The 7564-nt window shown below is 66.8% G+C and carries 7 protein-coding genes and 1 pseudogene (1 of these 8 only partly in view); 2 read left to right on the forward strand and 6 right to left on the reverse strand.

Going from position 1 to position 7564, the window contains the following annotated elements; all coding sequences use genetic code 11:
- Positions 1–77: 77 nt before the first annotated feature.
- Genes B4C31_RS00260 through B4C31_RS00285 form a run of 6 tightly spaced genes read right to left on the reverse strand, consistent with a single transcriptional unit; the run spans position 78 to position 5484 of the window.
- Positions 78–1100, reverse strand: coding sequence for a vWA domain-containing protein (locus tag B4C31_RS00260; RefSeq protein WP_291530855.1), 1023 nt, complete (start codon positions 1098–1100; stop codon positions 78–80).
- Complete coding sequence (locus B4C31_RS00265) at positions 1097–2161, reverse strand: VWA domain-containing protein (protein WP_291530856.1); 1065 nt, start codon at positions 2159–2161, stop codon at positions 1097–1099. The genes B4C31_RS00260 and B4C31_RS00265 overlap by 4 nt, the downstream gene beginning before the upstream one ends.
- A complete protein-coding gene (locus B4C31_RS00270) occupies positions 2161–2685 on the reverse strand; it encodes a hypothetical protein (protein WP_193530897.1) in 525 nt (174 codons plus the stop codon). Before B4C31_RS00270 ends, B4C31_RS00265 begins: the two co-directional genes overlap by 1 nt.
- A gap of 1 nt (position 2686) precedes the next feature.
- Positions 2687–3646: a DUF58 domain-containing protein gene (locus B4C31_RS00275; protein ID WP_033506498.1), complete on the reverse strand. Its 960-nt coding sequence runs from the start codon at positions 3644–3646 to the stop codon at positions 2687–2689.
- Positions 3643–4707, reverse strand: a complete 1065-nt coding sequence (locus tag B4C31_RS00280) for an AAA family ATPase (protein ID WP_291530857.1) — start codon at positions 4705–4707, stop codon at positions 3643–3645. The genes B4C31_RS00275 and B4C31_RS00280 overlap by 4 nt, the downstream gene beginning before the upstream one ends.
- A gap of 42 nt (positions 4708–4749) precedes the next feature.
- Positions 4750–5484: a uracil-DNA glycosylase gene (locus B4C31_RS00285; protein WP_204389305.1), complete on the reverse strand. Its 735-nt coding sequence runs from the start codon at positions 5482–5484 to the stop codon at positions 4750–4752.
- A 127-nt stretch (positions 5485–5611) separates the two neighbouring features.
- Between B4C31_RS00285 and B4C31_RS00290 the strand changes: the two genes are divergently transcribed.
- Positions 5612–6298, forward strand: coding sequence for a LytR C-terminal domain-containing protein (locus B4C31_RS00290; RefSeq protein ID WP_204387259.1), 687 nt, complete (start codon positions 5612–5614; stop codon positions 6296–6298).
- Positions 6299–6472: 174 nt separating this feature from the next.
- Positions 6473–7564 (forward strand): annotated as a pseudogene (locus tag B4C31_RS00295) (chaperonin GroEL); it runs 593 nt beyond the window's last position.

Here is a 7564-nt window from a genome sequence, read left to right on the forward strand (position 1 = left end):
GGCCGCCATGACCACGGCGATCACCACCATCGACACGCGGACGGCAAGCGGGGCGCGGGCGCTTCTGGACTGCGGACTCATATCAGCCTCCTCGACAGGGCCAGCCACGCGCCGAGCTCCCAGACCAGCAGCGGCACCAGCACCATGGCCAGCGGCCAGACCAACGGCGTCAGTCGCGTACGTTCCTTGGCGGTTTCGGTCACCCTCCAACGGTGGGAGGCCTCCTCGGAGGCGCCGGAGTCGATGGTGCGCGTGGCATCCATCAGCAGCGCCGTGCCGCTCATCTCGTCGGCCAGATCCTCCAGATTGCCCGTATCCATCACGGATACCCCGGGTTGCCCGGTGGCCGGATCGATTACCCACTCGCCGTCCGGCGAATCGCCCACGCCATCGGCGACAACCGGGATGTTCCCGCCCTCGGCGGACCCCACGCCGATGACGAACGCGTCATCAAGATACCGACGCAGCGTGGAGAACGTGCGCCGCGTGCGGTTCGAGGTCTGTTCGCCATCGGTGATCATGTACAGCAGCAGCGCGTCGTCCGGATGCTGCTCGCGGATGTCCCTCAACGTCAGCAGCAGCTCGTCGAGCGGTGCGTCGAGATTCGAACCCAACGACACCGACGTGGCCTCCACGGACAGCGTATCGGCCCAGTTGCCGATGGCGATGCTGTCCGGCGTCAGCGGCACATCCAACGTGCCCGAAGCGCCGAAGCGCACGGCCGCAAAACTGGCATCGGGATACATCGCGGTCAGTCCGTGCACCGCCTGCCTGGCGGCGTCCATCCGGCTGACCGGCTCATCGGAACCGTACCGGGCATCGGCGACGGCCATCGAACCGGTGACGTCCACCGCAATCACCACGTCGGTGGCGTTCACCGCCCGACTGGTGGTCGGCGTCACCACACTCGGCGTCAGCGCCATGACCCCCACCAGCAGCGCTATCACCGTACGTCGGATGCAGGCCGTCACCGTTTCGTCGCTCGAACCGCGGCGCCGGACATACAGCGCCACCTCCAGCACGGCCAACACCGCCATGACCGCGGCGATCGCGCCGCCGACCGGCCAACCCAGCGCGGGGGAGAGCGTCAGTGCATTCATCGCCGCAACCTCCAAGACACCACCAGCCATGCGCCTGCGGCGATGGCCAGCGCCAACGTCCACCAGCCGGGCGCATCCACCAGCGCCGAGCGCGTATGCTCATCCTGCTCGTCGCTTCTGCGCTGGTCGATCCTGCGGACCAGATCGTTGACGGAATCGCCGCTCGACTGGGTCAGAAACACGCCCCCGTGCGATTCCACCAACGTGCGCATATCCGAGGATTCGGCGCCGTCCTCGCTTTCCCGCGGGCCGGAATACAGGCCGTCCACGCCGATGCCGACCGCGGCCGTCAGGTCCAACGCCTCGCCAAGCGTGTATGTGGGATCGCCGGACACCACGTTATCGGTGGCCAGCACGATCGATGCGGCGCGGTTGCGCTCACCGTCGGTCTGAGGGGCCGAACCGTAGGCGAATCCCGGCAGCATGGCGGCGCAGCTGACCAGGCCGTCGCCGATCAGCGACGTGGCGTTCGTGCGGTTCTGCGTGCCGTCCAGCCAGTCGGAGATGCGCTGGTAATCCTCGTCGCTCATCGCCTCGATATCGTCCTGCGACTGCACGCCGCGCAGCAGACGTTCGGCCTCGTCCAACTGGGCGGTCACCAGCTCGTAGTCATCGGTGAGCGGGAACACCGTGCGCGACGTGGAATTGAAGATGCTCAGACCGATGCGCTCGCCCTCGAAGCTGCGCACCAGATCCCGGTAGGTGCCGATCACCTGGCGGTCATACGGCAACGCGGAGCCGGAGACATCCAGGCACAGCACGATGTCGCGGCTGCTTGCCCGCTCGCTGTCCGCATCCACCTGGGCGGGGCGGGCCGACAGCGCGACCGCCAGCAGCAGCGCGACCGCCAGCAGCACTACGGCGCCGCGGTTGAGCAGCCGCCACTGATGGAACAGCTTCGAGGCGTGCTCCGTCTCCAGGTCATCGTCAAGGCTGAATACACGAAGCCCCTCGTCATGGCGGTGCCGCCGGGCGGAAACCGCCACGATCACCACCACCAGCGCCACCGCCGCCACCAGCAGCGCCACGGCGGCCCAAGGCCATAGCCAAGCCAATGTCATTACCGCCACCTTTCCACCAACGTCGACACCCATTCGGCGGCCTGCCTCACATCGGTCTGCCGCGCGGCGCTATTGAACTGCGGGTCGGCGAACTCCGCGGGGTAGAGGGCTTCGATGGTCTGCCGCAACAGGTTCAGGCCGTCGCGGTGGCGCGCGTCCCGGTCGCCGCGATGCAGATCGGACAGCGTCTGGGCGCTCATATCCCGGCCGCTGACGGCGGAGGCGTAGTCGCGGGCGACGGCGGCCAGACGCAGGAACGCCTCCTCGCGGTCGATGACGTTGTTGTCGTGATCCTCGACGATGGCGTTGATGCGGTTGCGCCAGACGGACTTGCCGGTTGTGGCGGTGTGGACGCCCCGCGCAGCCGAGACACGCGGCTTGCGCCTGGGACGGGACAACACCACGGCCAGTACGATCGCGGCGATCATCACCGCCAGACATGCCAGCAGCGCCGCAACCAGCGGCACGGTCAGATCGAGCTGGGGGATGACGGTCAGATCATCCGTGTTCAGGGATGACGTCATATCAACCTCCGATCCGCAATTCCGGCATGGCGGCGGAACGCAACTGGTTCCGGCCCGACCGCGCCAACGTCACGGACACCAGACGGACGAAGGCCTCGAACATGGCGGCGCTGGAATCCGAACGGATCATATGCGATCCGCAGCGGGTCAGCTCGCGGTTCAGCGCGGCCGCCAGATAGGCGCGATGGGTGGCGACCTCGTCGCGGGAACGCGCGTTCGACAGGAACGCCGGCACCGCGCGGCGCGACGTGCCGTCATACACGGGACAGTTCCGCCCGGTCCGCGAATCGAACGGATTGAGCGTGGCCACATCGATGAACACCATCGGATGCGTCTGCGCCAGACGGCGAATCGCCTCCAGATGACGCTGCCGCAACGCGTGCTCGTCGGTGGCCAGCACGATCAGCGCCTGACGGTCCCGTATGCGCCGGGCGTAGTCCAGCAGCGCATCGATGTTGCGCGGCCGGTCCCATGAGCGCTGCAACGCCTGGTCGAGCGTGCGCTCGAACTGGGCGAATCCGCCGTTGAACGGCACGCGGGTGATGCTGGCGGCATCGCCGAACACCAGCGACACATCATCGGAGCGGCGCAGACTCAGCGCGGCGAACATGCGCAGCGCGTTGGCCGCCACCTCATAGGCGGGCTCGCCGGACGGGCAGGAACCGGTCATCTCCCGGCCGACGTCGAGCAGCAGCCAGACCCGGCTGGTGGATGGCCGTTCGCGCTGGACCACCATCGGGCGGCCCACACGGGCGCTGGTGCGCCAATCGATATGGCGCGCCTCGTCGCCCGGCTCGTAGACGCGGATATCCATCAGCTCGTCCACGCCGCCGCGGCGTTGCGAGGCATGCTCGCCTTCCAGCACCCCGAGTGCCTTGCGCACGGTGGGCAGGCTCAGCGAAGTGCCCAGCGCCTCGATCCTGGCGCGGATCGAATCGTTGGAACGGGCGCCTTGGATCATGGGACGGGAACCGCCTTGACCACCGAATCGATGACCTGGTCGGTGGAGACGCCGTCGGCCAGCGCCTCGAACGTGAGCATGATGCGGTGGCGCATCACCTCGTGCACGAAGGCCTTGATATCCTCCGGCACCACATAGTCGCGGCCGGACAGCAGCGCGTGCGCCTGTCCGATGCGGATCAGCGCAATCGAGGCACGGGGGCTGGCCCCCAGACGGACCAGCGAATCGAGTCCCTGCAGCGGATGGGAGCCGGCGCCGCGCGTGGTGGCGGCCAGATCGACCGCATACCGCATGATCGCATCGGAGACATGGACGCGTCGCGCCGACTTGCGCAGGAACTCCACATCGGCGATGGACAGCACGTCGTGGCTCAGCGCGTTGACGTCGACCACGTCCGAGCCGCGCTGCGTGAGCAACGCCAGCATGCGGCGCTCCTCATCCGCGGACGGGTAGGTCATGACCGCCTTCATCATGAAACGGTCCATCTGGGCCTCGGGCAGGTTGAACGTGCCCTCCTCCTCGATCGGGTTCTGCGTGGCGATGACCATGAACGGCTTGGGCAGTTCGATGCGCTCGCCACCGATGGTGGTGGCGCCCTCCGCCATGGCCTCCAGCATCGCCGACTGGGTTTTGGCGTTGGAACGGTTGATCTCGTCGAGCAGCACGAAGTTCGCGTGGATCGGGCCGATCTGCGTGGCGAAGCGCTGGGAGGCGAAATCGAAGACCTGCGTGCCGACCAGATCCGAAGGCATGAGGTCCGGCGTGCACTGCACGCGCTTGAACGTGCCGGACACCGCGGTGGCCAGCGTCTGCGCCGCCGTGGTCTTGGCCAGGCCTGGCACCGATTCGATGAGGATATGGCCGCCGGCCACCAGCGTGACGATCAGCGATTCGCGCAGATTGTCCTGGCCGACCAGGGTCTGGGCGAACCGTGCGCGCAGCAGGTCGGCGAGCTGACGGGCCCGCGCCACGTCGTCCTTGGCCAGCAGGCCTGTGGTGGGTGGCGTTGCGGGGGGCGTCGGTTGCTGCGGGACGGACTGGTGGATGGGGAAAAGCGGCATGATGATATCTTCCGATCGGCTGGTTGTACTCGCTTAGGTCAGTTATTGTAGCGGCTGGTTGGGAACGTCGGCTGCGGGAAGCGCCCAATCTACCGGTTTCGCGCCCATGGAGGCCAACGCCTGATTGGTCCGGGAGAACGGACGGGAGCCGAAGAACCCCCGTGACGCCGACAGGGGACTGGGATGGGGGGATTTGATGATGAACGCGTTGGTCAGCAGCGGTTCCAGCGTCTGCGCGTTGCGCCCCCACAGGATGGCGACCAGCGGTTTGGGGCGTCCCTGCTCATCCGTGCGCGCGTTCAACGCGCGAATGGCGGCGTCGGTGACCTGCTCCCAGCCCTTGCCCTGATGGCTGTTCGGACGGCCGACCTGCACGGTCAGACACCTGTTGAGCAGCATGACGCCCTGCTCGGTCCACGGGGTCAGGTCGCCGTTGGCGGGAGCCGGCACACCCAGATCGCTGACCAGCTCCTTGTAGATGTTGATCAGGCTTTTGGGCAGCGGCCGCACGTCGGAAGCCACGCAGAAGCTCAACCCCACCGGATGCCCCGGCGTCGGGTAGGGATCCTGTCCCACGATCAGCACCTTGATCGAGTCGAACGGAATCGTGAACGCGCGCAGGATATTGCGGCTGGCCGGCAGGTAATGCCTGCCCGCCGCCAGCTCCGCGCGCAGGAAATCGCCCATGGCGTGCACCACAGGCTCCACATCCGCCAGCGCGGCGGCCCAACCCGGGTCGATCAGTTCGGATAGCGGCTTGACATGTGCGGTACTCATGGATCCCACTGTAGGAGGCCCATACGATGATCCTGTGCACATCCGGCACATGCTGCCGGCCATTGCCACGCTCTGGCGATGGCGACGGCTACACTCGTGCTTGGAATGCGGATGAAAGGGAGCTCTGATGGCGCACACTGAGAAGGAAACCTACGGATCGTACTCGACCGACGCCTTTGACAACCCGCCGAGCGGACCTGTGGGGGTGCACCGCGGCCGCCGGTCGCTGGCGGTGCGTGTGGCGCCGTTCGTCGTGGTGATCGTGGTGGCGGCGCTCGCCGGATTGCTGGCATGGGGTATCGCCTCGGGAGAGCTGAACAAGGTGCCTTGGCCGTGGGCGCAGCAGTCCGCGCAGAGCGACCAGGACCGCCAGGATGATGCCGCCGCGGATGACGGCGATGATACGCAGGCGGACGCGGACGCTCAGGACGACGCCGCCGACCAGGGGGAGGCCGACGGGCAGGACACCGACGGCGCCGCACAGCCGGATGATGCCACCGCGGACGAGCAGCAGCCCGAATCGCAGCCTGAGCAGACGGTGAACTACAACACGTCCGTGCGGGTCATCAACGCCACCGGCGTCAACGGGTACGCCGCCCAGCAGTCGGGCGTCCTGCAGTCGGTGGGATACACGAGCGTCATCGCGGCCAATCCCTCCGGCGGCGCGTTGCCGTCCGTGAACGTGGTGTGGTACCAGAACGAGACCGATCTGGCCACCGCGCAGAACATCGCCGACACCCTGGGCATCGCCACGGTGGAGCAGGCCACCGGCATCGCCGATCCGATCGTGGTGGTGTACATCGCCGCACAGTGATCTTTTCATGCCAACAGCGCAATCGCCGTGGCGAGGTTGGCACTCGGGCCCCGAGAGTGCTAATGTCCCAATTAGCACTCGGAGGCCAAGAGTGATAACCGGCAGCTGACGGCTGGATGTCCTCCGCGGTTTCACGAGTGGGAACAGTACCGTGTAGCCATATGTGGAGGAACAATGGCAAAGATCATCGCATACAACGAGGAAGCCCGCCAGGGCATGCTCGCGGGTCTCGACAAGCTCGCGGACACCGTCAAGGTCACGCTGGGCCCGAAGGGCCGCAACGTCGTGCTCGACAAGACCTACGGCGCCCCGACCATCACCAACGATGGCGTGTCCATCGCCAAGGAGATCGAGCTCGAGGATCCGTACGAGCGCATCGGCGCCGAGCTGGTCAAGGAAGTCGCCAAGAAGACCGACGACGTCGCGGGCGACGGTACCACCACCGCCACCGTGCTGGCCCAGTCCCTCGTGCATGAGGGTCTGAAGAACGTGGTCGCCGGTTCGAACCCGATTGCGCTGCGCCGCGGCATCGAGAAGGCCACCGACGTCATCGTCAAGGAGCTCATCGCCGCCGCCAAGGACGTGGAGACCAAGGACCAGATCGCCGCGACCGCCACCATCTCCGCCGCCGATCCGGAAGTCGGCGAGAAGATCGCCGAGGCTCTCGACAAGGTCGGCCAGGACGGCGTCGTGACCGTTGAGGACAACAACCGCTTCGGCCTGGACCTCGAGTTCACCGAGGGTATGCGCTTCGACAAGGGCTACATCGCCCCGTACTTCGTCACCAACGCCGAGGACCAGACCGCCGTGCTCGAGGATCCGTACATCCTCCTGACCTCCGGCAAGGTCTCCAGCCAGCAGGACGTGGTGCACATCGCCGAACTCGTGATGAAGACCGGCAAGCCGCTGCTGATCATCGCCGAGGACGTTGACGGCGAGGCCCTGCCGACCCTGATCCTGAACAAGATTCGCGGCACCTTCAACTCCTGCGCCGTCAAGGCCCCGGGCTTCGGCGACCGCCGCAAGGCCATGCTGCAGGACATGGCCATCCTGACCGGCGCCCAGGTGGTGTCCGACGAGCTGGGCCTGAAGCTCGACTCCGTGGACCTGTCCGTGCTCGGCTCCGCCAAGAAGGTCATCGTCTCCAAGGACGAGACCACCATCGTCTCCGGTGCCGGCTCCGCCGAGGATGTGGCCGCCCGCGTGGCCCAGATCCGCGCCGAGATCGAGAACACCGACTCCGACTACGACCGCGAGAAGCTGCAG

The organism is Bifidobacterium sp. UBA4282 (assembly GCF_002394995.1).
Classification (GTDB): Bacteria; Actinomycetota; Actinomycetes; order Actinomycetales; family Bifidobacteriaceae; genus Bifidobacterium; species Bifidobacterium pullorum_B.

Bases quoted from the DNA above. Each gene is read 5' to 3' on its own strand.
- B4C31_RS00290 (WP_204387259.1), top strand. From the start codon at position 5,612: ATGGCGCACACTGAGAAGGAAACCTACGGATCGTACTCGACCGACGCC.
- B4C31_RS00260 (WP_291530855.1), bottom strand. From the start codon at position 1,100: ATGAATGCACTGACGCTCTCCCCCGCGCTGGGTTGGCCGGTCGGCGGC.
- B4C31_RS00275 (WP_033506498.1), bottom strand. From the start codon at position 3,646: ATGATCCAAGGCGCCCGTTCCAACGATTCGATCCGCGCCAGGATCGAG.
- B4C31_RS00270 (WP_193530897.1), bottom strand. From the start codon at position 2,685: ATGACGTCATCCCTGAACACGGATGATCTGACCGTCATCCCCCAGCTC.
- B4C31_RS00285 (WP_204389305.1), bottom strand. From the start codon at position 5,484: ATGAGTACCGCACATGTCAAGCCGCTATCCGAACTGATCGACCCGGGT.
- B4C31_RS00265 (WP_291530856.1), bottom strand. From the start codon at position 2,161: ATGACATTGGCTTGGCTATGGCCTTGGGCCGCCGTGGCGCTGCTGGTG.
- B4C31_RS00280 (WP_291530857.1), bottom strand. From the start codon at position 4,707: ATGCCGCTTTTCCCCATCCACCAGTCCGTCCCGCAGCAACCGACGCCC.